The 24,659-nt window shown below is 46.2% G+C and carries 25 protein-coding genes and 1 riboswitch; of the genes, 5 read left to right on the forward strand and 20 right to left on the reverse strand.

What is annotated here, in order from left to right; all coding sequences use genetic code 11:
- The first annotated feature begins 287 nt into the window (after positions 1–287).
- Positions 288–443: riboswitch (cyclic di-AMP (ydaO/yuaA leader) on the forward strand.
- A gap of 132 nt (positions 444–575) precedes the next feature.
- Positions 576–2,399: an APC family permease gene (locus tag ACFVSO_RS25120; protein ID WP_387479181.1), complete on the forward strand. Its 1,824-nt coding sequence runs from the start codon at positions 576–578 to the stop codon at positions 2,397–2,399.
- A 73-nt stretch (positions 2,400–2,472) separates the two neighbouring features.
- Here ACFVSO_RS25120 and ACFVSO_RS25125 read toward each other — a convergent pair whose 3' ends face one another.
- The 3 genes from ACFVSO_RS25125 to ACFVSO_RS25135 form a co-directional block, all read right to left on the reverse strand.
- On the reverse strand, positions 2,473–3,192 hold the full coding sequence (locus tag ACFVSO_RS25125) for a suppressor of fused domain protein (protein ID WP_387479184.1): 720 nt from the start codon (positions 3,190–3,192) through the stop codon (positions 2,473–2,475).
- A gap of 132 nt (positions 3,193–3,324) precedes the next feature.
- A complete protein-coding gene (locus ACFVSO_RS25130; protein ID WP_387479187.1) occupies positions 3,325–4,752 on the reverse strand; it encodes a sensor histidine kinase in 1,428 nt (475 codons plus the stop codon).
- A gap of 2 nt (positions 4,753–4,754) precedes the next feature.
- The gene (locus ACFVSO_RS25135; RefSeq protein WP_387479191.1) at positions 4,755–5,462 is read right to left on the reverse strand and encodes a response regulator transcription factor; all 708 of its coding nucleotides are present in this window, start codon (positions 5,460–5,462) and stop codon (positions 4,755–4,757) included.
- A 214-nt stretch (positions 5,463–5,676) separates the two neighbouring features.
- On the opposite strand from ACFVSO_RS25135, the gene ACFVSO_RS25140 reads away from it, so the two are divergent.
- Entirely contained in the window at positions 5,677–6,252 is a 576-nt protein-coding gene (locus tag ACFVSO_RS25140) for a dihydrofolate reductase family protein (RefSeq protein ID WP_387479194.1), read from the forward strand.
- A 151-nt stretch (positions 6,253–6,403) separates the two neighbouring features.
- Here ACFVSO_RS25140 and ACFVSO_RS25145 read toward each other — a convergent pair whose 3' ends face one another.
- The 6 genes from ACFVSO_RS25145 to ACFVSO_RS25170 form a co-directional block, all read right to left on the reverse strand.
- Complete coding sequence (locus ACFVSO_RS25145) at positions 6,404–6,766, reverse strand: YxeA family protein (protein WP_387479197.1); 363 nt, start codon at positions 6,764–6,766, stop codon at positions 6,404–6,406.
- A gap of 45 nt (positions 6,767–6,811) precedes the next feature.
- Entirely contained in the window at positions 6,812–7,957 is a 1,146-nt protein-coding gene (locus tag ACFVSO_RS25150) for a VanZ family protein (protein WP_387479200.1), read from the reverse strand.
- Between the two features lie 60 nt (positions 7,958–8,017).
- The gene (locus ACFVSO_RS25155) at positions 8,018–9,094 is read right to left on the reverse strand and encodes a DUF418 domain-containing protein (RefSeq protein ID WP_387479203.1); all 1,077 of its coding nucleotides are present in this window, start codon (positions 9,092–9,094) and stop codon (positions 8,018–8,020) included.
- Positions 9,095–9,270: 176 nt separating this feature from the next.
- Complete coding sequence (locus tag ACFVSO_RS25160; protein WP_387479206.1) at positions 9,271–9,669, reverse strand: (R)-mandelonitrile lyase; 399 nt, start codon at positions 9,667–9,669, stop codon at positions 9,271–9,273.
- 16 nt (positions 9,670–9,685) lie between these two features.
- On the reverse strand, positions 9,686–10,891 hold the full coding sequence (locus ACFVSO_RS25165; protein ID WP_387479209.1) for a multidrug effflux MFS transporter: 1,206 nt from the start codon (positions 10,889–10,891) through the stop codon (positions 9,686–9,688).
- Between the two features lie 2 nt (positions 10,892–10,893).
- The gene (locus ACFVSO_RS25170) at positions 10,894–11,934 is read right to left on the reverse strand and encodes an NAD(P)-dependent alcohol dehydrogenase (RefSeq protein ID WP_387479212.1); all 1,041 of its coding nucleotides are present in this window, start codon (positions 11,932–11,934) and stop codon (positions 10,894–10,896) included.
- Positions 11,935–12,118: 184 nt separating this feature from the next.
- On the opposite strand from ACFVSO_RS25170, the gene ACFVSO_RS25175 reads away from it, so the two are divergent.
- A complete protein-coding gene (locus ACFVSO_RS25175; protein WP_387479422.1) occupies positions 12,119–12,667 on the forward strand; it encodes a TetR/AcrR family transcriptional regulator in 549 nt (182 codons plus the stop codon).
- A 113-nt stretch (positions 12,668–12,780) separates the two neighbouring features.
- On the opposite strand, the gene ACFVSO_RS25180 is transcribed toward ACFVSO_RS25175, so the two are convergent.
- Positions 12,781–13,674: an AraC family transcriptional regulator gene (locus ACFVSO_RS25180; protein WP_387479215.1), complete on the reverse strand. Its 894-nt coding sequence runs from the start codon at positions 13,672–13,674 to the stop codon at positions 12,781–12,783.
- A 173-nt stretch (positions 13,675–13,847) separates the two neighbouring features.
- Between ACFVSO_RS25180 and ACFVSO_RS25185 the strand changes: the two genes are divergently transcribed.
- A complete protein-coding gene (locus tag ACFVSO_RS25185; RefSeq protein ID WP_387479218.1) occupies positions 13,848–14,699 on the forward strand; it encodes an aldo/keto reductase in 852 nt (283 codons plus the stop codon).
- A gap of 82 nt (positions 14,700–14,781) precedes the next feature.
- Here ACFVSO_RS25185 and ACFVSO_RS25190 read toward each other — a convergent pair whose 3' ends face one another.
- From ACFVSO_RS25190 to ACFVSO_RS25210, 5 genes are all read right to left on the reverse strand, one after another.
- Positions 14,782–15,813, reverse strand: coding sequence for a right-handed parallel beta-helix repeat-containing protein (locus ACFVSO_RS25190; protein WP_387479221.1), 1,032 nt, complete (start codon positions 15,811–15,813; stop codon positions 14,782–14,784).
- A 141-nt stretch (positions 15,814–15,954) separates the two neighbouring features.
- A complete protein-coding gene (locus ACFVSO_RS25195; RefSeq protein WP_387479224.1) occupies positions 15,955–16,179 on the reverse strand; it encodes a hypothetical protein in 225 nt (74 codons plus the stop codon).
- Between the two features lie 30 nt (positions 16,180–16,209).
- A complete protein-coding gene (locus tag ACFVSO_RS25200; protein WP_387479227.1) occupies positions 16,210–17,019 on the reverse strand; it encodes an acyltransferase domain-containing protein in 810 nt (269 codons plus the stop codon).
- 351 nt (positions 17,020–17,370) lie between these two features.
- Complete coding sequence (locus ACFVSO_RS25205) at positions 17,371–18,264, reverse strand: DUF2268 domain-containing putative Zn-dependent protease (RefSeq protein ID WP_387479230.1); 894 nt, start codon at positions 18,262–18,264, stop codon at positions 17,371–17,373.
- A 158-nt stretch (positions 18,265–18,422) separates the two neighbouring features.
- Positions 18,423–19,202: a nuclear transport factor 2 family protein gene (locus ACFVSO_RS25210; protein ID WP_387479233.1), complete on the reverse strand. Its 780-nt coding sequence runs from the start codon at positions 19,200–19,202 to the stop codon at positions 18,423–18,425.
- Positions 19,203–19,394: 192 nt separating this feature from the next.
- On the opposite strand from ACFVSO_RS25210, the gene ACFVSO_RS25215 reads away from it, so the two are divergent.
- Positions 19,395–20,000, forward strand: coding sequence for a TetR/AcrR family transcriptional regulator (locus ACFVSO_RS25215; protein WP_387479236.1), 606 nt, complete (start codon positions 19,395–19,397; stop codon positions 19,998–20,000).
- A 145-nt stretch (positions 20,001–20,145) separates the two neighbouring features.
- Here the strand turns inward: ACFVSO_RS25215 and ACFVSO_RS25220 are convergent, their stop codons facing one another.
- From ACFVSO_RS25220 to ACFVSO_RS25240, 5 genes are all read right to left on the reverse strand, one after another.
- On the reverse strand, positions 20,146–21,540 hold the full coding sequence (locus ACFVSO_RS25220) for an NAD(P)-binding domain-containing protein (protein ID WP_387479239.1): 1,395 nt from the start codon (positions 21,538–21,540) through the stop codon (positions 20,146–20,148).
- 121 nt (positions 21,541–21,661) lie between these two features.
- On the reverse strand, positions 21,662–22,111 hold the full coding sequence (locus ACFVSO_RS25225) for a MarR family winged helix-turn-helix transcriptional regulator (protein WP_387479242.1): 450 nt from the start codon (positions 22,109–22,111) through the stop codon (positions 21,662–21,664).
- A 178-nt stretch (positions 22,112–22,289) separates the two neighbouring features.
- Positions 22,290–22,718, reverse strand: coding sequence for an arsenate reductase (thioredoxin) (arsC, locus tag ACFVSO_RS25230; RefSeq protein WP_387479244.1), 429 nt, complete (start codon positions 22,716–22,718; stop codon positions 22,290–22,292).
- Between the two features lie 20 nt (positions 22,719–22,738).
- The gene (locus ACFVSO_RS25235) at positions 22,739–24,157 is read right to left on the reverse strand and encodes an arsenic transporter (protein ID WP_387479246.1); all 1,419 of its coding nucleotides are present in this window, start codon (positions 24,155–24,157) and stop codon (positions 22,739–22,741) included.
- Between the two features lie 15 nt (positions 24,158–24,172).
- Complete coding sequence (locus ACFVSO_RS25240; protein WP_387479249.1) at positions 24,173–24,484, reverse strand: ArsR/SmtB family transcription factor; 312 nt, start codon at positions 24,482–24,484, stop codon at positions 24,173–24,175.
- Positions 24,485–24,659 lie beyond the last annotated feature (175 nt).

Here is a 24,659-nt window from a genome sequence, read left to right on the forward strand (position 1 = left end):
GGGAATTGTTTTTTTCGAGGATCACGAGACCGCAAATTCCGTGCATGACGAACTTGGGCTGCCAATGGCAGTCCTATAAAAAGGGGAGATAGCGGAGACCCCGCATCTAATCATTTTTTGATTTCGCGAGCTTGAAGAAGATAAAATGCGCGCCGCCAAGAGCGAAGTGGAAATAAGCGCTTTTTCAGACGAATGTTACCCAATTTCACGCCAAGCTTCCTCCCCTGTTTGTTTACAGCCTGCTTATCGAGGAGTAAGATTTATCAATGTAAGCTCACAAATACATGAATCCTTGATCGCTTAATTCTGCATGCAGAAACGGGGGAACCATCGGAGTGGCTTGCCATTCCAGGGGTGAATCGCTTGATTGTCTCAATCAGCGTAAGGTTACTTTCAGACCTGAATCCGTCAGCTAACCTCGTAAGCGTCTCGAAAGAGGAACTCATCGCGTTTTTTAGAAACCGCGGGAAGGTCCCTACTTCCCTGCGGTTTTTTTGCCATTCGATGAAGAGATTAAGGTTTATCGTTGACTCGGAATTGAGCTGCAATCCTCATAAAATGGAGTGGATGACGACATGGCAGCTTTTAAACGTTTTTTAATCGGCAAGCCTTTGAAGACAAATGAACTGGGCGAGCAAAAATTGAACAAGAAAAAAGCGCTCGCGATTTTATCCTCGGACGCTCTCTCATCCGTCGCATACGGACCTGAGCAAATTTTATTGGTTCTCATTACGGTTAGCGCCGCAGCATTCTGGTATTCGATCCCCATCGGGATCGGCGTGTTAATCTTGCTGACTGCCCTGATTTTGTCGTATCGTCAAATCATATTCGCTTATCCGCATGGTGGCGGGGCTTATGTCGTTTCTAAAAATAATCTCGGCGTATACCCCGGTCTGGTGGCAGGCGGATCACTCCTTGTTGATTATATTCTGACGGTAGCCGTCAGCGTATCGGCTGGTACCGATGCCATTACGTCCGCCTTCCCTTCGCTGCATGAATATAAGGTTCCGATTGCCGTCGTATTCGTACTACTGCTTACTCTGCTGAATTTGAGAGGCGTGACAGAATCAGCGTCTATTCTGGCTTATCCGGTATACTTGTTTGTTTTGTCCCTATTGATCTTGATCGGAGCCGGCTTATACCGCATCATAGTCGGCGGTGTCGCTCCGGAGCTGCATACGCCAATCGGCACGCCTATAGCAGGGATCACCTTATTCTTACTGCTTAAGGCATTCGCTTCCGGAAGCTCAGCACTTACCGGGGTCGAGGCGATTTCCAATGCAATTCCGAACTTCAAGAGCCCTGCCCCTAACAATGCCGCCAAAACATTGTCTGCTATGGGAATATTGCTCGCTCTGTTGTTTTCGGGGATCGTGGTGCTCGCGTACATGTACGGCATCAAGCCGCTTGATGAAGCCACCGTCGTTTCGCAAATCGCCGAAACAACGTTCGGACGCCATTTTATGTACTTCTTCGTCCAGGGGACTACTGCTCTCATTCTGATACTTGCCGCCAATACGGGATACTCGGCATTCCCGCTGCTTGCCGTCAACCTGGCGAAAGATAAGTTCATTCCAAGAATGTTCACCGTTCGCGGCGACCGGCTCGGCTATTCGAACGGCATTTTAATTCTAGGATTGCTGTCGATTCTGCTCATCATCGCTTTTCAAGGAAAGACGGAGCATCTGATCCCGCTCTATGCTGTTGGGGTATTCATCCCCTTCACTTTGTCCCAATCGGGCATGATGGTGAAGTGGATACGCGAGAAGCCGGCAGGCTGGATCACAAAGCTGACCATCAACACGGCGGGAGCTCTTATCAGCTTCACGGTTTCGATGATGTTCTTCATCACCAAATTGGCGCAGGTATGGCCGGTACTTGTGTTTTTGCCGCTCATCGTTTATTTGTTCCACCGCATCAAAAAGCATTACGAAGCGGTCGGCGATCAACTGCGTCTTGCCACATGTGAGCCGGCGGTTCCGATCAAAGGCAACGTCATCATCGTGCCGGTATCCGGCATCACCCATGTCGTGGAGCAGTCGTTAAATTATGCGCAGTCTCTCGGCGCCGAGCAAATCATCGCCGTCTACATCCCGTTCGACCGGGAAGAAGAAACAAAGTTCGAGAAGAAATGGAGTCAGTGGAAACCGGAGGTTCGCCTGGTCACGCTGCACTCCCCATACCGGAGCATCATCCAGCCGCTCAGTAAATTCATCGACATGGTGAAACGCAAAGCGGATGAGTCCAATTACCAGGTAACGGTAGTCATTCCTCAGTTCATTCCAAAGAAGGGCTGGCATAATCTTCTTCATAACCAAAGCAGCTTTATGATCCGGACGCATCTGCTCTACCGCAAGGACATTATCATTACGACCGTGCCTTACCATTTGAAGAAATAAACAAAAAAAGCTTGGATTCCTGATTCAGGAATCCAAGCTTATCTATTGAATATTGAATTGCCTCCTAAAACCTCTAATCAGCTACGCACGTATTGCGCCGATTCAAATCTAGAATCTCGTTAACGTTGTATTCCTCGAACTTATCCAGCAGCGGGTCGCTGCCATGCTTTAGCTTAAGATCCATCTCTTCCGGGTACAGTGGAACGATAGCGTAGAAGTGTACGGTCCGTCCATCCTCCATATCTAGCGAAATAAAATCTTCGTCTACTTCAAGAGGAGGCAGCAAAATGATTCCGTTCATGCTCGTTTGCTGTGAAAGCGGTTCGGCCGGATCTCCGTTAGGAATCGTATGTTCCCAGCCTAGCCAAGTTTCGTAGTCATGAGGAAATCTAGCCAGCATCTTCAGCCATCGAATAGGCCAATAATAATTCGGATTTTCTAAATCCTCTTGCGAGAATCGCCAATCCGGAGGCAGGCAGATCATCAATTCCGCAAATTCATAGCCTTCCGCATCTTCTGGCGTATTCATAGGTAAAAAGCTCATGCCCGTTGTGAACAACGTATAGTAGTTGCGCTCAGGAGTCGGATGAATAATGTGAACGTCAATATGTACAACATCCGATAGGATTTCGTGAAATACGGAATCGATCTCCCCGATATGCCGTTGCACATGTTCTTCAATTCTGCTCACCCATTCTTCTTCCCCGTATTCCGGTGGTTGCCATTCCCGCTGTCTATCGCTGTAGCGATAGATCGGGTACCCTGACTCCGAATACTCCGATGATTTCGACATGTTCGCCTCTCCTCTGCTTCATCCAATTTCTACCCAATGGAATTAGTATAACGAAGCTGTATATTTTAGACAATGAGAGTAGAGTCCCTCACTCCATATTTCCAGATTGATACAGCCATTGCTTTCAAGGCATCAGTTCTCCTCCGTCAAAGCGTCCAGCTCAATCACAATCGTTGATCCTTTGCCAACCTCACTCAATACTGCGATGTCACCGCCATGCGCTTCAACGATGTCCCGAGCAATCGCCATGCCAAGACCTGATCCTTGATGCGCTGCCCCCGTATGGGTCCCCCGGTAGTAGCGGTCAAAGATACGCTCCAGTTCCTCCTCGCGGATGCCCTTCCCGTCATCTCGAATCACGATCCGCGTCCGCTCTCCGCTTTCCAGGCTGACCGTAATCCGAACATGTTCGTCATTATGGACAACGGCATTATAAAGCAAATTGAAAATGACCCTGCGGAACAAAATGCCGTCAACTTCCTGCATGATGTCCTCCCGATCCGTCTGAAACTCGATATGCCGATCCCCATATCTCTGATCATTAAGCACATCAATGACTACACCACGGAGCAGGCCAGTCAAATTCACACGTTTCCTATCAAGCGAAAAATCCTTATTTCTGAGCCGTGTCGATAGATTCAAATCCTCGATCACTTCTTCAATGTACACCGACTTCTTTTCAATAATAGCGGCGTATTCACGAATTTCCTCCCAAGTAAAACGGTAATCGGGGTCCTTCATCATTTCGGCATATCCTTTGATCGAGGATAATGGCGTTTTCAAATCATGCGAAATATTGCCGATCCACTCTTCCTTCATCCGGTCAAGCTTTTTCCTCTCGCGCTCCGTTTCCTTCAGACGGGAGGACAGCAGATTCATATTTTGAAAAACGCCGTGATAAATTCCGCGCTCTTCCATCTTCGGATAAGCTTCTTGATTTGCGAGGCTGCGAATGCCGCCGATCAGCGTCTGAAGCGGCAGGGTAAGCTTTTTGCTGAACAGGTATCCGACGATAAGCGCAATCAAAATATCAACCGCAAATACAATCAGCGCCGCGCGCAGCGTCATCAGAAAACTCCGGTGATCAAATGAAAATACATACCGTTCGAGATACGGATTTTCGATGCCGACCAAATAGCTGAGCCTGCGATTTTCATAGCTGGCCTCTCCGACGAAAACAGTCGTATCCTTGTTCACTTCCTGATATTTGTACATCTGTACAATATCCGTTGGAGTATAACGATCCGGGAGCTGCATAGGCTGCCGGTATTCATACAACACCTGTCCGCTTTCGTCCAGAATCTGAATCCAGGCGTTCTGCTCCTCCAATTGCCGCTGCCCCTCATCCGTGATTCCCGCTGACGAACCGGAAAATTGCATATGCCGTTGAAACTCGCGGGTAAACGTCTCTGGTGAAGTTGCCTCGCCGGGAAAAAAGGGCATCTGGTTCACTGCTCTTACCACAATATAACCAATCGTCATCAGCCCGTTCAGCACAATAACCAGACTGACAATGAGGACGATCGAAGCCAGGTATCTCCCCGTCAGCTTCCATTTCATCGCTATTCATCCTTTACAACAAGCTTGTACCCCAGCCCTTTGACAGTTAAGAGATAATCCGGTTCGGATGGTCTCTCTTCGATTTTCTCCCGCAAGCGGCGAATATGTACCATAACGGTGTTGTCCATCCCCATAAATTCTTCCCCCCAAACGGTGTCGTAAAGCTGCTCCTTACTCATCACCTTGTTGGGATAAAGCAGGAATCGCTTCATCAGCCCAAGCTCCTTCGGCTTCAGGTCGATAATTCTCCCGTTTTTGAGAAGCTCCGCCCTGTCCTCATCCAGCTGGAACGGCCCTGCACGCAGCACATGTCCAGCAGCCGTCTCCTCCTTGCCGAACGCGGCTCTGCGAAGCTGCGCCTTGACCCGGTAGGCCACTTCCTTCGGGCTGAACGGCTTCGATATATAATCATCGCCTCCAATCGCGAATCCCAATATCTTGTCGATCTCTTCCGTTTTGGCAGACAAAAATAAAATCGGAATATGCGAGAAGGCTCGTATCTCTCTGCAAACCTCGTACCCTTCCCCGTCCGGCAGCATAATATCGAGCAGCACGAGATCGGGAGCATGCTGTCGGAACTGCCGTAATCCTTCCTGCGCCGTTCCAGCCGTCACAATCTGCTCGATCCCTTCCTTTTGCAGCACCGTTTCCAGCAGTCTGACAAGGTCTTCCTCATCGTCGATAATCAGTACCTTCCTATTTCGCGTCATCGTGTCGAACCCCCAACCGTTCTTTCTTTTATTATAGCTTTGTTAAACCTTATTGTTGAAATTCCATAATTACGAACGAACGTTCTATTTATTCTAATTAAGCTAACGGGCAGGTTTGGGATTAGCAATCCATAAGAAACAACCCAATTTGAATTATGCTAAAATGCAGTAAATGTATAATGTAGATATCCCTCATAAACAAAGGAGAACTGAAATGAGAAAACTCGTTCTATTTCTGCACGCATCGCTTGACGGTTTTGTAGAAGGGCCGAATGGTGAAATGGACATTGGCTGGATTTCCTACGATGCTGATCTGGAGAAACACGCGAAAGAAATTCTGAGCACTGCCGACACTGTCATTTGGGGGCGCGGGACTTATCAGATGATGCACAGTTACTGGCCATCTGTGCCCTCGAACCCATCAGCTTCGCAGCACGAACGGAATCATGCCGAGTGGATTGAAAAGACAGCCAAAATCGTTTTTTCCACGACGCTGGAGAAAGTCGAATGGAATAATTCCAGACTCGTGAAAGAAGACATCGAGGAAGAGATCAATAACCTCAAACAGCAGCCAGGCAAGGATATGGTCATCCTCGGCAGTCCTAGGTTCGCACACCACCTTATGCAGCTTGATTTAATTGATGAGTATAAAATTACGGTTTCTCCCGTCCTGATCGGTAAGGGATTACCGTTATTCCAAGGTCTCGAGGAGAAAATCAATCTTAAGCTAATCGAAAACAAGACCTTTGATTCTGGAGCTATAGGTCTCGTTTATCAGACGGTTAGATGACCCTGTCACTTAAGGTGATTAGGCTAACGGGAGACGAGAGCTCAATTAACCGCCTTTTCACAAAGGCGGTTTTCTTATGGTCACAAATCAACATTAGCATTTAACACAAGCGACTTAGAGGTTTCTTCCACCTAGTACGCAATCCGCTCGCCTATCCGAACCTTTTTTGCGCGGCTTCGGGGATATCATCAAAACTCACTTCATGATAAGAGGTGACGCCTTTCCCTTCCTTGACGTACAGCTTAAGATATGCTCCTTCCCGAAGCTGCTTCGCTGCGGTAAAGGGCAGCTTAGCCACTTCGCCGTCATCCTTGTACGACGGAAACTCATAGGCATACCGGATATAGTCATCCGGCATATCTTCGTTCACTTTCGCTCCCGCACCTTCAATCTTCGTATAATAAGCATCGGCTCCCAGCCGATTGAAATTGAGAGTTTGCAGCGTAATCAGTCCCAGCAACGCGCATCCCCCGATAATCGCGATAACGACCCATGCTAAATTTGAGCTTCTCATCCTTCTCCTCTTCCCTTCTTCTTAAACCAGCCAACCCATGCAACTCTAACGTTTGACGCAGCGAAGATCGGCAACATAGTCAAAATAAAAGCTTCGTTTTCCCCTATGCAAAACAACGATAAGCGCATGCACAAACAGCACTGCCCACATAATGGTGGCTATCAAGAACAATACGATCTGAAGCCATACCCCGTGTTGATAAAATGGAGAACCGTACGGCATCGACATATTGGTCAAAGCGCCGAACATTCCCGATAACAGCCATGGCACATATAGAGCGAGCGCCCGCTTCAGAAGAGACCTGAGCGTCGGCGGCCGTCCCTCGCGATCCGTCAGACGGAGCCGCAGAAGGCTGCTCCCCAGTGTCTTGCCTTTCAGGACATAAGGCACAATCCCGAACATGACCAAAAATCCGATCGTAACATGCGTCGCTTCGGCAAAAGCGTTAGCGGTCACAATCCCCGTAGTCAAGGAATAGCTGAACCGGATGATCGCATAATCGACTAGCAGTGCAAGCAACTGGGCCACCGGAGCCGCATGTCTTTTTTCCTCGAAGCTTTCCTTTTTCGCTTGCAAGCTCGCCCTGGAGGGGAACAATGCCAGCACAATCGGCGCCGCCATATAACCGACCCATGTACCCGTACTGTTCAAGAGCAGGTCGTCGACATCAAACAAGCGGTAAGGGCATTTGTATAACCCGTAAATTCCGGTCAATTGCGTCACTTCGTAAAACAGCGATAGCAAAAAGCCAAGGCCAAGCGCTCTTCTCCAAAGCCGTTTCTCACGGAAAAAGTAGCGCAGATAGACGCCGAACGGCACAAGCAGCAGCATGTTAAAAGCAGCCTGCCAAAACGCCTTTTGCTTAAGAATTTGCGGATACGTACCCGGCTGCGACCATACGACGGTTCCGTCTTTCAATATATCCGACATAAAGGTTAACGGCATCAGGGAATAATAAACCGTGCCCGGCGCTTGCTCCGCGCAAGTGTCGTAAGAAGCGGGCAGTGGCAGCAAAACGAGAAACAACGCCGAAATCATATAATAGATAAACGAAAACATGACCACGGTAGCCCATAAGCTGAAGAAGCCGTATTTTCGATAGCTGTAAATGAGCCACGGCACGAACAACAGCATCCCGAGAAAAATAGAGAACAGTACGGCCACTAGCAGCGGCTGCGCATAAAAAGACATTCCATCACCTTATCCTGTTTTGCGAATTGATTTTAACAATATGGTTAAGATTGGCATCTTTTATGCGCCATTTGCAATTGAACGCTCCTGTCGCATCCGGGCTGACTTGCCATAGGTCAGCGTTCTCCACAGCTTCTCAAGCGGCCCTATTCGGAAAAAGTGCAGCCATACGACGCTGATTGCCATTTGAATGGCATAAATAGCTGCCGCAACCCATACGATTTGCCCGGGAGTCGGCAGTTCGATGCCGAATGCATTCAGCAGGGCCACCCCTATCAAGCTCTGAGCCACATAATTGGTAAGCGCCATACGCCCCACCTTGGCGACCGGGCTAAGCACAGCGGCGATTAAGCGACTCTCCAGCAGCCAGAACAATCCGGCAAGATAGAAATAAGTTAAGGGAACCGCTCCAAAAGCGACAATGGAGGATAACTGCGGGTTATCGTTGATGGACGCCACCCATGTCCATACCGCGAGACTAGCCGCAACCGGCAGCAGCAGGAAAAACAGCTTCCGAATCGAGCGCAGATGCTCGCTCGTTCGACCGATCCATCCCGCTTTGGCGGCAAGGAAGCCCGATAGAAACATTAGAAAAATCGTAACCGAGTCATTTGCAAGAAAGCTCGCTACGCTGGCAACGGCTGGCGCCTGATTCGGCAGCCATAACATGCATGCATTTGCCAGAAGATGAAGCGCAAGCAGGACGCCGCCGATCCGCGTGATCGTTGACAAGCTTGCCCGATAAAAAGGAATGAGCAGAAACCCGGCAATCGCGTACATCGGCAATATGCTGCCCCAAAATATAAAGATGTGCACAATGCCCATCAGCAGCAGAACAGTCAGTCTTCTTGCAAAACGCCGTCGCGGTTTGTCGCCGCGGCTTTCAGCCCGCGAAGCAAACAGGAAAAATCCAGCTCCAAATAGAAACGAAAAGATGGAAAAGAACTTTTTTTGCACCAATACGGTAATAAGCGATTGGATGATGGCGTCAGCCCCGGCGATTGCGGGCATCTCCATGCCTTCTGTTATGACGCGATAGCCGCCGACATTAATCAGCAGAATCCCGAACAGCGCCAGGCCGCGGATCATATCGAGCGAACCGATTCTTTCATTTGGCATAATCGATGGTTGTTGCATACGTAAACCTCCCGACAAAGATGTAAGCTAATTCAGTGTAGTCCCCGCAGCTTACACCCTCTTTATGCCAACCTTACAAGAACCTTAAACAATGCTTAGATCACTTCTTGTGCTGGATACGACTTCAATAGCAAATAAAAAATGCCGATCAGAGATGATCAGCATTTTTTTTGGTTTTAGGAAGAGGAATATTGCTCGTCGCTGACTTTTTCCAGCCATTCTACCGCCTGACCGTTAAGTCGTTCCTGTATGGCGATATGAGTCATAGCTGTAGTGGGCGACGCTCCATGCCAATGCTTCTCGCCTGGCGGGAACCAGACTACGTCACCTGGACTGATTTCCTCGATCTGGCCTCCCCAGCGTTGAACCCGCCCTTTGCCTGCCGTTACAATTAAAGTTTGGCCCAGAGGGTGAGTATGCCATGCGGTCCGTGCTCCTGGCTCGAACGTAACGCTAGCCGCAGCTACGCGAGCAGGATCGGCTGCCTCAATCAGCGGATCAACTCGAACAGTGCCGCTAAAATAATCAGAATTTCCTTTACCTGAAGGTTGCGATCCCACTCGTTTAATTTCCATTGTTTCATTCCTCCGATTAAGTTGCGTATTCTGTCCTTGCTCTCCTGATGAAGACAAGATAGGAAAGGATGGCCAGAACACTGGTTGTAAAAATAACGATGCCAAAAGGGATGGCAGAATTCTCGCCTGCAATGCCTACTAGCGGAGATGTCACTGCGCCTAAAGCATATTGTAAGCTGCCGAGTACGGCAGAGGCGCTTCCTGCCCTTTGTCCATGCTGTTCCATCGCCATGCTAACCGAAACCGGTCCCACGATGCCAATAGATACCGCAAACATGAAAGTAGAACCAAAGATCATCCATAAGGATCCCTTCCATAATACTACAATGAGGAGAGCAGCTGTGGAAATAAAGGATAACGTTAATCCCATTCGCAATAGACTGCCTCCCTTCAGCTTTCCTGCCACTCGTTTAACGACTTGCGATCCAATCATAATAGCCAGGCCGTTCAAAGCAAATAAGAGTGAAAATTGATGCGGTGATACCCCGAATATATTTTGATAAATAAATGGAGTTCCAGCAACAAATGCAAATACGCCAGCGAATAAGATACCGTTAACGAGAGCATATCCCATGAACATCCGATCACAAACCAGCCGCTTATAGTTCCTGATCAGTGTCATGAAATGGCTTGGGACGCGATGCTGTACAGGCAAGCTCTCCTTCATGCCCCATGCTGTGAGCCCTGTTAATAGGATTCCAAACACGCCCAGAACGATAAACACGCTGGTCCATGTGCTAAATGATGTAACAGCACTTCCTGCATTAGGGGAAATTAAAGGTGCAACATTGCTGATTAAAGTAAGCAGGGAGATAAATTTCGTCAGTTCGACTCCGCTGTATCGATCCCGAGCAATCGCTCGGGATATGACAAGTCCAGCCGAGGCGGCAGCCCCTTGAATGAAACGCAAAAAGATAAAGACTTCAATATTGGGCGCCAAACTACAAGCCATCGATGAAATGATGTAAAAAATCATAGCGATCAGTAATGGCTTCCGTCTGCCGTAACTGTCGCTTAATGGTCCCATGACTAGCTGGCCTAAGCCTAATCCTAACAGGCTAGCGGTTAAGCTTGCTTGGATCAGGGATGCGTTCGTTTCGAAAGCATCCATCATTTGCGGCAGCGACGCAAGATACATATCAACCGTAAAGGGACCAAGCGCGGAAAATGCAGCCAGAATCAATGCTAGTCGAAGCGATAGATTTTTGATTTTATTGTTCATATTTACAGAGTGGATATATCGATCACAAATCGATACCGCACGTCACTGCGCAGGATTCGCTCATAAGCTTCATCCACTTGCTCGGCACGAATGACTTCAATTTGAGGAGTTATCCCATGGCTGGCCGCAAAATGCAGCATTTCTTGCGTTTCCGGAAGTCCGCCGACCAAGGAGCCCGCAATGCTGCGGCGACTCATAATAAGAGAGAACACCTGGTATTGACTCGGTTCAGCCGGTGCGCCCACATTAACGAGCGTACCATCTACGCGAAGCAGCGATAAATAAGCGTCAACATCAATAGCAGCGGATACCGTGTTAAGAATGAGGTCGAATCGGCCTGCCAGCGTGTCAAAGGTCTCTGGGTCCAGCGTTGAAAAGTAATCATTCGCACCAAAAGCCCGTGCTTCTTGGTCCTTATCTTTGGCCCGGCTTAAAACGGTAACTTCCGCGCCCATCGCATGCGCAAACTGGATCGCAACATGACCAAGACCGCCCAATCCCAGAATGGCTACCTTTTTTCCTGGACCGGCATTCCAGCGTTTGAGCGGAGAATAAGTCGTAATTCCCGCGCATAGAAGCGGGCTGGCTGCATCCAGCTCCAAGCCGGCCGGGATATGCACCACGAATCTTTCGGTAACGACAATCTTTTGGCTGTAACCGCCATAAGTAGGATTGCCGTCATAATCCAATGAGTTATAGGTGGCTACATGCCCTTTGGTACAATACTGCTCTTCTCCACGGAGGCAGTACTCGCATTCTCCGCAAGAGTCCACGTAGCATCCTACGCCAACTCGATCGCCCATAACAAAATTCGTTACCTTCTCTCCTACTGCCGTTACAATCCCTGTAATCTCATGACCAGGCACCATTGGGAATATTCCTCCCGCCCAGTCCCCGTGAGCACTGTGAATATCAGAATGGCAAATGCCGCTAAACTTAATATCGATCAAGACATCATCAGGACGTAGCGCTCTTCTTTCAATCGTCGTTTTTTCAAAAGGCGCTTTCGCCGTTGGAACACGTAAAGCGTATGTTTTGCACATAGGCATAAACTCCTTTTCCATAACTGAATAGGTTTCGGCTAATCAACTAGATTTGATTAATCGACATGTGTCTATTATTATGGAAAGAGGCGCAAACAATCAATGGTTAAAAAAACGGATTCTGTTGAGATATCAACAGATCAGCGGAAATTGTCAATTAATTCGAAAAGTGTGGTGGGATACTGTGGTTAAAATGGATCGGAGAATACTTAAAACCCAGGAGTCTTTGAAAAATGCGGTTGTCGAACTCATGACTGAAAAAAGTTTTGATCACATAACCATTCAAGATATCGCAGACCGGGCCAACGTAAATCGCGGGACCATCTATCTTCACTATCAGGACAAATTTGATTTATTGGACCAGCTAATCGAAGCTCATCTCCATGAACTAGGAGCGATGGATGAATGGGCATGCGACCTGGATTGGGTCGATGCCCTTGTCCCTTACTTTGAATATTTCGAGAAAAACTATTTGTTTTTTTCGACGATGTTGGCAAGTACCGGCGTTCCTTCATCGTTCCGAACCCGGCTTCTTGCTTCATTTATGAGAGGCTTTAAAGGCGAGATCGACCGGGAAAGCGGAAGAAATACCGACTTAATGGATGATGTCATCCTCCAATATGCCGGTACCGCTTATGTAGGCGTCATTGAATGGTGGATTCGATCGGGAATGCCCTATCCGCCTCGCGTGATGGCCAAGCAAATTGGGACTTTGTTGGAGAGAAGCTTATAATGCTCCATCAGCATAGATGAATGGCAGGCTCATGGGTTCAATTGACTGCGATAAACAAAGGGACAACTCGATAAGTTGTCCCTTGTTTTATTGATGAATTACTGAATTGCAGTTTAGGCTTTCAACCGCTTAATATCTTGTCTCGGAGGAGAGCCAAACATTCGAGCATACTCACGGCTAAATTGTGACGGGCTTTCATACCCTACTCGAAATGCCACATCAGTGGCATCTGCTGATTCCGTTAATAGCAATCGCCGCGCTTCCTGAAGCCTCAGTTGTTTTTGAAATTGAATAGGACTCATCGCCGTTACCTCTTTGAAATGCCTGTGAAAAGACGAAACACTCATATTCGCTATTTCGGCTAGTTCTTCAATCCGGAAAGAACGAGCATAGTACTTTATAATGTGCTCGATCACTTCTTTCATTTGATGGAGCGAGCTTCCTTCCATAACCACTTGCTTTAAAACATGTCCATTCTCGCCTTCCAGCACCCTGTAAAGTATCTCCTTCATAAATAACGGAGCAAGCACCGGAATATCCTTGGGACGATCTAATAAACGAGCTAATCTAAGGACGGCATCCAACAAAGACGATTCCATCCGGCTGACAAACATAGCCCGTTCAGGAGTTCCGCTCAGACCCTCTCCATATCCTGCTTCATGTATCGTGTCTACGATTTGACTAGGAGTAAATTCAAGCTTGAACCCCAGGTATGGAGCGTCAGGGGTTGCTTCCGTCACTTGAGCTAAAACCGGCAAGTGAACGGATGCCACAAGATAATCCGCCGGGCTGTATCTGAAACGCTCCTGTGCCAGCCACACTTCCTTTGCACCTTGAACGACCATGCATAAAGAAGGTTTGTAAACGCCATGTCTTGGAACGTCAACATTCGAGACACGAATGAAAAATAAAGATGGAATTGCCGTGGGGTGTACTCCGTCACCTTCTGAATAACGCTCAATGATCTGGAACAGTTCATTCTGCAGCTTCTCGATCCTATCAGACATTGGTTCCTCCCACCCCGTCATTTTTACAATTCGATTATAGCCCATATCCATTGGATACATAAGAGCAGTGAGAGGATTAGGCAAACATTTAATAGAAATGGGATAACTGTCTCTTTAACAACAAGCGCATAATAAGGAGGTCAGCAGTCATTAGTGTACAGGAGGATTCTATCATGCAAAAAGTAACGTTGAACAATGGTGTTGAGATGCCGATTCTTGGGTTTGGTGTATTTCAGATTCTAGATGCAAATGAATGTGAACAAAGCGTTCATGACGCTATTATGACTGGTTATCGCCTGATTGATACTGCTGCATCTTATCTTAACGAAGAAGCGGTTGGGCGAGCGATAAAGCGGAGCGGCGTATCACGAGAAGAGTTATTTATTACTACTAAGCTTTGGGTTCAAGATACGGGTTATGAGCGAACAAAGAAGGCATTTGAACAATCGATAAGAAGATTGCAGCTTGACTATCTGGATTTGTATTTGATTCATCAGCCTTATGGCGATGTGCATGGCTCCTGGCGTGCTCTGGAGGAGCTGTATCGCGAAGGAAAGATCCGTGCAATTGGCGTAAGCAACTTTCACGAGGACAGACTCATTGATTTGATTATTCATAATGAAGTTGTTCCAGCCGTAAACCAAGTGGAAACACATCCCTTCCACCAACAAATCGAAAGCTCCACCTTTATGAAAGAAAATAAGGTTCAAATCGAATCCTGGGCACCGTTTGCGGAAGGAAAAAATAACTTGTTTCAGAACGAGGTCCTGGTTGCAATCGCTGAGAAATATAAAAAATCTGTTGCTCAGGTCGTATTGCGCTGGCTGACACATAGAGATGTTGTTGTCATACCAAAGTCGGTTCGTAAAGAAAGGATTGTCGAAAACTTTAATATTTTCGATTTCGACTTAGACAATGTAGATATGAAGTCTATTGCTGCGCTTGATACGAAACAGAGCCTGTTTTTTTCACATCGAGACCCTGAAATGGTGAAATGGATCGGTACGAGGAAACTCGATATTTAACGATTGGACTCGGAGCTAAGGGATTCGATCCCAAGTGGGAGAAAAATGAAGGTGCCCGTCTGAGACAAGCACCAAATCCTTCTCAGCTCAAATCGGAATGCCTATCATTGCCTGTCTGTGACTGATAAGCATGGAAATTATCAAATTCTTCGCCTTTCCACATCCAATACGCCTGAGCTTTGGTGCTATAGTGATTAAAGTCAACGATATTCCCTTCGTTTTGGGTGAACTCGTTTGTGATCATTCGACCATCCTCATTCGCTTGGATGTTGTTGTTGCTGAGTTCATTGTTCCTTGTGTCAAAGGCCAAATTGATTTCACCATAGCCAAGTCTCTTGGCGTTGTTTTCCGTTAACGTATTTTCTTTAATGATACAATTTTCCGTTCGTCCTCGATCTTCGTCATAGCCGCCAAGCGTAATACCTGCAGCACTATTGTTATAAATCCGATTAAATGACACCTCAACATTCGAAGTCGCGCCTCCGGCATGCTCACTTGCCAGTTCAATCCCGAAATCATTGTCGTGTATGTCGTTGTCGATAATCTTGATATCTTTGCCACCGTCTACATAGATGCCAGCGGCTGAGTATTCATTGCCATAGGCGGGATTGCCATATGAAGAGATATGGTACACCTGATTTTCTTGAATCACACCGTTCCGTGCCTGATCCTGGGCAGGGTTCGGTGCGGTACCTTCGAACCCGATAATATCAATGCCGATATTGTCGTTATCATGCACGATGTTCTGCTCTACCCGAAAGCCGTCTACATTGCCATTGATCGCCATCGCTTCGCTGGCTCCCAGCCTCAGGTTGTACAACTCATTTTGGGTAATGACAATCTGATTAAGCGGGGCTTCCGAGTTACCATATACGGCAATGCCGTGTGCATTGCCGCCGCCTGCTTTCTGCCCCGCAGTGGTCCCCATATCGTGAATGCGATTGCCTGTAATCTCAATATTTCTGCCGCTTCCGCTCACATGTATGCCGATAGGTGTGACATCTGCGGAGCTTGTATCGTAGCTGCGTATTTCAAGTCCTGACACACGTATATAGCTGGCATTGTTGATGCTAATTGCACCATCATCTATTTGCTGTACGCCTTTTCCATCCATTATGACCGTATGCCCCTTTTCGTTGCACAGAGATATGTAACCCTCTTCTGGCGATCCGGATTTTTCGATGCTTACTGTTTGGTGATATACACCTTCAAGAAGGATAACAGAGAAGCCTGGCTTCACTAATTCAATTGCTTTTTAGATGCTCGCGAGCGGCGCATTCCTAGTACCCAGATTGGTGTCTTTACCTTGCGGTGAGACATAATAATCCATTGCCAGCGTCTCACTCACCGCTTCTGATTGTTCCGTGACAGAATCTATTGCGTCATTAGCATCTATCCCCGTCATGAAGTAAATGGCACCTGCCGACAACAGTATAAGAAGACTAGTCCACATCATAATCGATTTCATTTTTTTGCTCATGATACCCACATCCTTAATACTCCGCTCTAATCAAACTGGTACATAGATGCCGCTGCCCCTGCCAAGCCTGCCACCTGCTTGTAAATACGCTTTTGCAGCACGTTGCAAGCTCGTTTCCTCGCCATATTCGGATGGATCTGCTGCGACTCGATTGAAGATTCGCTGCTCGGCTTCCTTAGAAGCCTCATCGATCTCGTAAATTTGGAACAGCCGCTGAAACTGCAGAATGTTCGAATCGGCCTTCAGGATTTGATCAAGACCAGTGTACAGCAGCCAAGATTGGCAAACAAAAACGGACGGGATGCCTCTGAAGAAAGCACGGGCTAACGAAAAGGAATGAACAACTTCTTGCGGAGCTAACGGGTCGCCTTCTGGAATGTGGACATTCAGCACGAGCTGATTCTTCTCCACTGTCAGGCCTCCAGCCTTCAGATCGCCTTCAATAGCAATGGGCTGAAATTGCAGTCGACCCAGCCGAAACAGCCGGAGCCGGACATGCTCCTGCAGCCAGTTGTACTCCTCAATGCCATACTCACCATAATCCCGGTAGCACACCTCGCTCCAAATCCGTATATCTGAAAAAGTATCGAAATACACGTTATCGGCGATTCCCCGGACTCGGTACTCCTCATAAACATCTATGGCAAGTCTAACAAATAGATAAAGCAGCTGTTGCCTGTAACCAGCAACACCCGTGACATGCTGGAAGAAAGCGTGCCGATCCGTCTGAAAATGTCGTCTTAACTCCGTATAGTCACGCTCATTCATACAATAATCAGCAACGTTCCGGCTAGCTGCCTCCCCTAACTGGATTCCGTTGCAAAACTCCCTTATATGCATGAAACTCATCGCTCTCCTAATCGCATAGATGTAGTTGTTAGATTCTATTGATGTATTTGATTCGTATAACATAACTGCTTGAGACAAATAGTCTCATTTGAATAACTCGCCGTCAACCTAAAATCTAAATAGCTGCGTCGTAAAAATGAATGAGATCAAATAATTAACACCCACTCGATATTAGCCAAGCTCCAGCAAAAAAAGCGCAGTCCATAGGAGACCACGCTTTTCAATATATTTAACATCATTAATTATAAGTTTCAGACTTGCGATTAAAGCAAATCAAAGGCTTTCAGCAAGGCGTATTCTCTTGATTTGGCCCACCGTTCAAGCTTCTCCAAAGGTTAAGAGTTACCGCAATAAATCTTGGTAGTCACTGCCCTTAACAATATCTTCCGCTTTAAATCGCGTCCATTTATTAACCGTTACTTCAGGATTATTTTGTAAATAGCTTTGCATGATGGTAAAGCCTAACTTATAACTCGACCACATAGGGATCCCCTTGTTATAATTCCCCTGATGCAATTCCTGGTATACCGATGTGAAATCTTTCAATTTCATAGATGTTCTAATCACATCCAAGACAATCTGTTCCGAGTCAGCGGATAAAGCTTCGGTCCATGGAACTGTCTGATCCGGGTAAATCAATGAGGCAAAAGTATCTGCTTTCCCCTCAAGAATGACGGAATTCACTAATGTATAATCGCGCGCACCGAGGCTTTCCAAAGCGACGGTAAGATTATATTCACGTGCAACTGTATATTTTAGCAACGCTTCTGAAAATGCAGGATCAACATGCAATAAAATGACATTCTGATTCAGCGCAGCACCTGTTACACCCCCCATCTCTTGAATATGAGTTGTGTTATCCGGGTTAAGCGGCATAACAAAGATTGTTTTATTTCCCCCTTTAAGCAGTTCTAAAGAGGATATAATCGCTTCCTTAATTAAAGAATTTATGTTGTCCTGATTGTGAAGCAATTCTATCGTGTTGTCTTCCAATTGTTGCTCCAGAAGGGTCGGCGTAAAATAAGAATCCATATCTTTGGACAAACCCAAGTTCCTCTTCTTTATCAAATTATAGAAAGGGGTGAACACTTTATTGTAATGCTCCTTCTTATTGTCTAGAGAAGGATCTTCCTTAATAGAAGCCGTGTAATGAAACACTTCTTTATAAAGCGGAATGATTTCAAATTTTCGATCTTGATGAGTAAATTCGACCACCATTGGCTTAGGAACGTTCAAATTTTCTATAACCTCTTATTAATACAATTAATCATTTCGCCAAAATAACGTTAACTCCTCCTAAATTATAGAAAAACATTTTTCTTGATTTACGAAGAAAAATGGCAAGAGACATCACCGTTCGGCGATGTCTCTCTTGTGGTGCAGCTACTCCAGCTTCAAAATCTGGTATTCGCATTTTTCCGTTTTTCAACCGGCAATATGGCTTCGATCACATCCCAATGCTCCGCAATCTTTCCATTCTCCACTCGGAACAAATCATAGAAGGCGGTAGGCTGGCCCTCGCAGGTCCCTTCACTCACCGCAAGCACAAAATTTCCTTGCCCAAGCACTTGATGGATTCGATTATACTGAAATTCTATATTCCTCTCCTTCAATGATTGCAATGCGGCATGAACACCTGAGAGGCCGTCTGCGATATGCGGACTATGCTGTATATAGCGATCGCCATCAAAGTATGAAGAAAGCAGATCAGGATTTTTTCCCAGCAAAATATTTTCCACATAGCTCGTGACCAATGCTTTGTTCACATCTGTCTTATCGATATCCTTGTTCGTAACCGCCCCGTCAATCATCGTATGATGACTTGGTGTCCTCTCCACCATCTCTTGCATATTGTCCCAGTGTTCGACAATCAGCCCATGCTCAAAACGGAAAATATCAAAGATAATTTTCGGGCCAAAAAACTGATACACGGAATGAAGAACAACATAATCACCATCAACCAAAGCGCGCTTAACACTTACCTTTGTACCGATTTTCTGCAAATGATCAAGTGCGCCAAGCATAGCCTCTCGCCCATCGGACAAGGCCTGGTTGTGTTGAATATAACAATCTGGATGAACGTAAGCCGTAATTGCTTCCGGGCTTCCGCTTTCGAAGCTTTCAAGCACAGCAATTGCCTTACGCACTAGCTCATTTTGATGTTGAATAGTCATGGAATGTTCCTCCTTGGAGTTTATAGTCATTCGATAAATGATGAATACATTGTTGTTTATTTATCTTTCGCTCATTATAATAGAGGCAACTATCATGCTCAATATTCAATATGTTGCTTTACGAAACATAACAGACAACTAATTAAACTTTGTCGTTTAACGACGATAAATAAGTGTGGGGAGAACCATAACATGAACAAAATTAAGAAAACCGACCTCAGAATATTGCGCACCAAACAATCTATTCGCAAGGCGTTCTATGAGCTGCTCCAGGAAAAAGGTTATGAAGCGATAACCATCCAGGATATTGCCGACCGGGCTGTGATCAATCGAAACACCTTTTATCTTCACTACCAAAGCAAACCCGATTTATTGGATACCTATATAAATGAATTGTTGAGCGATCTGAAGAATGCAGTCGTTCTTTGCCCCATTAGTATGAATCCGTTCAGTATTTCTGTACTTGAGACCGTTATGCAGACTGTACTGGAGCATATCTCACTGAACATGAAGTTTTACCATTCGATGTTAATGGAGGAGAATAGAATCTATCCTTTTCAAATGAAGATGGAGAATATCATTAAAGATAAATTAAATGAGGAGTGGAAGCCTGCTCGGAAAAACTCCGCAATAACCAAGGAATTGCTGCTTGAATATCTGGTATCATCTTTCATGGGGATTGTCCTTTGGTGGATCAAGAACAATAAGCCCCTGCCAGCAGATGAAGTTTCAGCTCAATTTAGCAGTCTTGTCGCGTACGGACATTTGAAGGCAGCCGGTATTGTTGTTGAGGACTAGAACTGGAATATGAATAAAATTTTCCCTTTTTCCTTGGTACCTAAACACAGAAGCAGCTGAGATGATGCTCAGCTGCTTCTGCGCTTATTTATCGCCCTTCACTTCAACTTTAACTTGCCGCTTCCTAGTTAAGCATATGGATTTCTTAGTCGCAACAGGAAGTCTTGTTTGAACTTGATGCTATAGTTCGGCCGCTATCAAGGCTGTTGCCATATTGAACGGAACGATTGACGCTGCACACACCCGTCTCCGGTAAATCCAGCTCTACTTTCACAGCCGCTTCCCAATCCCCCGTAATTGCTGCAACAATGGATCTGACTTGCTCATAGCCGGTAGCCATTAAGAACGTTGGCGCGCGTCCGTAACTCTTCGATCCGACGATATAAAAGTTATGATCCGGTTGCCGCAGTTCTTTTTCACCATGTGGTCTTACGGTACCGCAGCTATGAATGTTAGGATCAATTAATGGCGCGAGCGCAGTTACGCTCTCGATGTATGTATCCATGTCCATCCTGACTTCTCTAAGGAAAGAGATATCCGGGCGTGATCCCGTATTGCTGATGACTTCATCCATTCCATTAATGCTCACCGTTTCCCCATTCACGTTACCGAGAACATTAATCCTGGCTCCATCCTTCTCCAAACCGTTAATTAGAAAAGAAGTGTATACCGTGATCTTTCCCGATTCGACCAGCTTCTGAAGCCGCACTCCGAGCAAACCTCGCTCACGAAGAGCATCTTGTTCCTGACCACCAAAAACCTCTTGCAAGTTAGACTTTCGGATGATCCAAGTTATCGTTGTTTGCGGATGCTGCTCCTGCAGACGCTCAAGGTCCAGCAACGCATGAATGGCGGAATGGCCGCTTCCGACTACAAGCACATTCTTGGCCGCATATCGTTTCTGTTCCTTGCCTAATAGATCTGGAATGCCGTACGTAATCTGACTGCCTAATGCCTGCTCCTCCCTTGTCCAGACCCCATCCGAAGCAACAGGATTCGGATTCGACCATGTTCCTGAGGCGTCTATGACCGCCTTGGCTTCATACTTGATCGTTTGATTTTCGTGTTGAACATGCAAGACAAAGGGCAGCTTATCGCGACCGGCTGTTTTCGCTTTGCTCAAACCTTTGCGACTCACGGCAACGACTTTGGCATCATAATGTACAAAGGGCTTGATCGCAGGAAGCTGTGCCAGCGGCGCCATATACTCGTCGATCAAATCCTTGCCTGTTGGAAATGCTTCCTCATCGGGCAACTTCCATTCTGATGCCTCCAGCAATTGCCTAGCCGCTTTATCTGCAATAAATGGCCACGGAGTAAACACGCGTACATGTCCCCAATTGCCCACATTTCCTGCAATATGCGCAGCGGCTTCAAAGAGAATAAAGGACTCTCCCTTCGTGACAAGGTGGGCAGCAGCGGCCAAGCCTACCGGGCCCCCGCCGATTATCGCTACTGGCAGATCATGATTAGTTAACACAGGAGTAGAAGCTTTCATCGTAAGCTGAACCGGAACCGGTTTTGAACAACATTGACTCATAGGGATAACCTCCAATTATTTAGATATTACTCAAGCGTCATTCATCAAGCTTTTTGGTTTATGTATTCTCACCTCCTTTTCATTTATTACTTGCAATTTGCAAGTATTTGTCGAAAGAAAATCACCCGAGAGGGGTGATACAACACATGCTGGATTTAGCCATGGCTCCATTTAATAGCTTGATCGATCGCAGGACGGTTTCTTTCTCAAAGTCATTCATATGAGAGAACACTTCATCCAGGTATTCGTTCATTTGATGATCGATTGTTGCAGCCACGTACTTCCCTTCTGTCGTGAGTGAAAGCACTTGTACTCTCCGGTCTTCAGAATCAGGAACCTTCTTGACTAAATTCATTTTTATAAGGGCCTGTATCTGCCGGCTAAAAGTGGTAACATCCGTACCTAACGACTCTGACACTTGCTGTATGGATGGTTTAGTTTGTCTGTCAATTTCATAAAGAATATGGCTTTGAACCAGCGAAATCTCGAATCCCCCAGCTGTACAACAGTTTTTATTAAGAAACCCAAACCGGCGTGTCATAATTTGAAAAAGACCCCGAACATTTTCCATTGGCTTCACCTCATGTATTTAGTTATACATTATAAATTTGCATATTGCAAGTAATACGTGGTTGGAGGGTGTGTTATTTAAAAGCAATACCAAACCAAAAGAGGCACTCATTAACTGAGGCCTCGTAAATTTGGATCAGATCGAAATAATTGTAGATTGAACTGTTCCCTGTAATTTGTTACTTTCCTTCTTCAAGAAACTGCTCGATTCGCTCCTTGATTGCATCGCGGACTGAGCGGAATTGATCCATAATTTCCTCTTCCGTTCCGTCGGCCTTGGCTGGATCATCAAATCCCCAATGCCATTTGGTTACGTGAGGGTTAGAAATCACAGGGCAATGTTCATCGGCATGTCCACATAGCGTAATGATATAATCAGCTTGGTTTAAAATAACTGGATTTATCACATCTGAGCTGTTGCGGCTAATATCAATACCAGCTTCCTTCATCACGCTGATCGCCCGCGGATTAAGTCCATGCGCTTCAAGCCCTGCGCTTTTCACATCATACTTATCCCCTCCCAAAGCGCTCAGAAAACCATCCGCAATCTGGCTTCTGCATGAATTACCGGTACATAAGAAATAGATAAGCGGTTTGTTTTGAACCATCCGTATACCCTCTCCTTTATTTAATTGGTGCCGCCCTGATCACGGCTAGGTTGTTGACGCCGATTCATTCGTGATTTAACGAACAGTCCTATCAACAAAAGCAAGAGTACTGCGCAGGCATTGCCTAGCCAGGGATTGATTTGGAACGTTTCGAGTATTGTGAGCCACACAAATAGACCGACAAGCGTTATGAACAGCGTAGGTATAGTCAGCAGCACCCCGACTTTGAAGTAGTATCCCCAACTGATCTTAACGTTTTTTGTAGACAGCACATGGAGCCACAATAATGTTGCTAATGAACCAATTGGTGTAATTTTCGGACCTAAATCAGACCCGATCACATTGGCATAAATCAGGGCTTCTCGAATAAATCCATCCGTTTGCGTACCTTGAATAGCGAGAGCGTCAATCATAACGGTCGGCATATTATTCATTACAGATGACAAAATGGCGGCGATAAACCCCATCCCTACCGTAGCGGCGAACATTCCTTTGTCCGCAACCCATTGGATGACGTCGCCAAGCGCATCCGTAAGACCCGCATTCCGGAGTCCGTACACAACGACATACATGCCAATCGAGAAAAAAACGACAGCCCATGGCGCACCCTTCACTAACTGCCATGTCCGTATCACAGGGCTTTTTCTTGCGGCATATAAGAAAGCAATCGCAGCAAGGCCGGCAATGATGGATACCGGTATCCCAAACCATTCGCTGACGAAATATCCGATTAATAGAGCACCTAAAATGAACCAAGACAATCTGAAGAGCCTGATATCCTTGATGGCTTCACTTGGCCGTTTCAGCTGTGTTAAGTCGTAGATTCTTGGGATACGTTTGTTAAAGAACAGATATAACACGACTATACTTGCCGCGATGGAGAAAAAGTTCGGTACAAGCATGCGACTGGCATATTCCGCAAACCCGATATTGAAATAATCAGCGGACACAATATTCACCAGATTGCTCACTACAAGCGGCAATGAAGCCGTATCGGCAATAAAGCCACTTGCCATAATGAAAGGAAGAATCATCTTCTGCTCGAACTGCAGCGCCCGAACCATTGCAAGCACAATTGGCGTTATGATTAAAGCTGCTCCATCATTGGCAAATAGTGCAGCAACCGCAGATCCCAGCAAAATAATATACAAAAACATGAGCAATCCGTTCCCGCGTGCCAGACGCGCCATATGCAGGGCTGACCACTCAAAAAATCCGATGCTATCAAGCACTAATGAGATGAATATAATCGCGACAAAAGCTAGAGTAGCGTTCCATACAATTCCCGTAACCGTTCCTACATCGGCTAAGCTCACAACGCCCAAGAGCAAGGCAAGCATAGCGCCTGCAGTTGCGGACCATCCGATGCTTAATCCCTTCGGCTGCCAGATTACGAATGTTAACGTAAGCAAGAAAACAAGAACAGCTATGATTACCATGGAAGATCCTCCGTATTAATCACACACATTTTTCAATTGATCCACTTTCTCCTTTAGAGATGGCAGCAAATTCACAATGGCCTGAACCTCTGGCTTGTCTTCGATGTGTAGTGAATAATAAATCCACTGGCCCTTTCTGGATTCGCTGACGAGCCCTGCGGCTTTTAATTTCCGCAAATGCTGGCTGGCATTGGGCTGCGATGTTTCAAGGAGTTCCACAATGTCACACACACATAGTGTACGTTCTTTCAGCATGGCTACAATCGTAAGTCTTGTCTTATCCCCCAGCAGCTTTAATTGCTCCGCTAATGTATCGATCCCTTTCATGCGGATTCTCCTCCTTTCTGATTACTTCTCAGTATTATTATATACGCATATAATTATATAAGTAAATGATTATATTATTAACATAAAAATGCTTGTCCAGACACTAGTCAAAGCCAGAATTGATTACGAACACAAAACAACCTCAAATCATTTGATTTGGGTTGTTTTGTATACC

The sequence above is a fragment of the Paenibacillus sp. NPDC057967 genome (assembly GCF_042887015.1).
In the GTDB taxonomy this organism is placed as follows: domain Bacteria; phylum Bacillota; class Bacilli; order Paenibacillales; family Paenibacillaceae; genus Pristimantibacillus.

Coding starts and splice junctions, on each gene's coding strand:
- ACFVSO_RS25160 (WP_387479206.1), bottom strand. CDS start 9,669: ATGGAAATTAAACGAGTGGGATCGCAACCTTCAGGTAAAGGAAATTCT.
- ACFVSO_RS25125 (WP_387479184.1), bottom strand. CDS start 3,192: ATGTCGAAATCATCGGAGTATTCGGAGTCAGGGTACCCGATCTATCGC.
- ACFVSO_RS25195 (WP_387479224.1), bottom strand. CDS start 16,179: ATGAGCAAAAAAATGAAATCGATTATGATGTGGACTAGTCTTCTTATA.
- ACFVSO_RS25180 (WP_387479215.1), bottom strand. CDS start 13,674: ATGTCTGATAGGATCGAGAAGCTGCAGAATGAACTGTTCCAGATCATT.
- ACFVSO_RS25190 (WP_387479221.1), bottom strand. CDS start 15,813: ATGGATGGAAAAGGCGTACAGCAAATAGATGATGGTGCAATTAGCATC.
- ACFVSO_RS25145 (WP_387479197.1), bottom strand. CDS start 6,766: ATGAGAAGCTCAAATTTAGCATGGGTCGTTATCGCGATTATCGGGGGA.
- ACFVSO_RS25185 (WP_387479218.1), top strand. CDS start 13,848: ATGCAAAAAGTAACGTTGAACAATGGTGTTGAGATGCCGATTCTTGGG.
- ACFVSO_RS25210 (WP_387479233.1), bottom strand. CDS start 19,202: ATGACTATTCAACATCAAAATGAGCTAGTGCGTAAGGCAATTGCTGTG.
- ACFVSO_RS25150 (WP_387479200.1), bottom strand. CDS start 7,957: ATGTCTTTTTATGCGCAGCCGCTGCTAGTGGCCGTACTGTTCTCTATT.
- ACFVSO_RS25170 (WP_387479212.1), bottom strand. CDS start 11,934: ATGTGCAAAACATACGCTTTACGTGTTCCAACGGCGAAAGCGCCTTTT.
- ACFVSO_RS25235 (WP_387479246.1), bottom strand. CDS start 24,157: ATGGTAATCATAGCTGTTCTTGTTTTCTTGCTTACGTTAACATTCGTA.
- ACFVSO_RS25240 (WP_387479249.1), bottom strand. CDS start 24,484: ATGAAAGGGATCGATACATTAGCGGAGCAATTAAAGCTGCTGGGGGAT.
- ACFVSO_RS25130 (WP_387479187.1), bottom strand. CDS start 4,752: ATGAAATGGAAGCTGACGGGGAGATACCTGGCTTCGATCGTCCTCATT.
- ACFVSO_RS25200 (WP_387479227.1), bottom strand. CDS start 17,019: ATGCATATAAGGGAGTTTTGCAACGGAATCCAGTTAGGGGAGGCAGCT.
- ACFVSO_RS25220 (WP_387479239.1), bottom strand. CDS start 21,540: ATGAGTCAATGTTGTTCAAAACCGGTTCCGGTTCAGCTTACGATGAAA.
- ACFVSO_RS25135 (WP_387479191.1), bottom strand. CDS start 5,462: ATGACGCGAAATAGGAAGGTACTGATTATCGACGATGAGGAAGACCTT.
- ACFVSO_RS25165 (WP_387479209.1), bottom strand. CDS start 10,891: ATGAACAATAAAATCAAAAATCTATCGCTTCGACTAGCATTGATTCTG.
- ACFVSO_RS25155 (WP_387479203.1), bottom strand. CDS start 9,094: ATGCAACAACCATCGATTATGCCAAATGAAAGAATCGGTTCGCTCGAT.
- ACFVSO_RS25215 (WP_387479236.1), top strand. CDS start 19,395: ATGAACAAAATTAAGAAAACCGACCTCAGAATATTGCGCACCAAACAA.
- arsC (WP_387479244.1), bottom strand. CDS start 22,718: ATGGTTCAAAACAAACCGCTTATCTATTTCTTATGTACCGGTAATTCA.
- ACFVSO_RS25225 (WP_387479242.1), bottom strand. CDS start 22,111: ATGGAAAATGTTCGGGGTCTTTTTCAAATTATGACACGCCGGTTTGGG.
- ACFVSO_RS25120 (WP_387479181.1), top strand. CDS start 576: ATGGCAGCTTTTAAACGTTTTTTAATCGGCAAGCCTTTGAAGACAAAT.
- ACFVSO_RS25140 (WP_387479194.1), top strand. CDS start 5,677: ATGAGAAAACTCGTTCTATTTCTGCACGCATCGCTTGACGGTTTTGTA.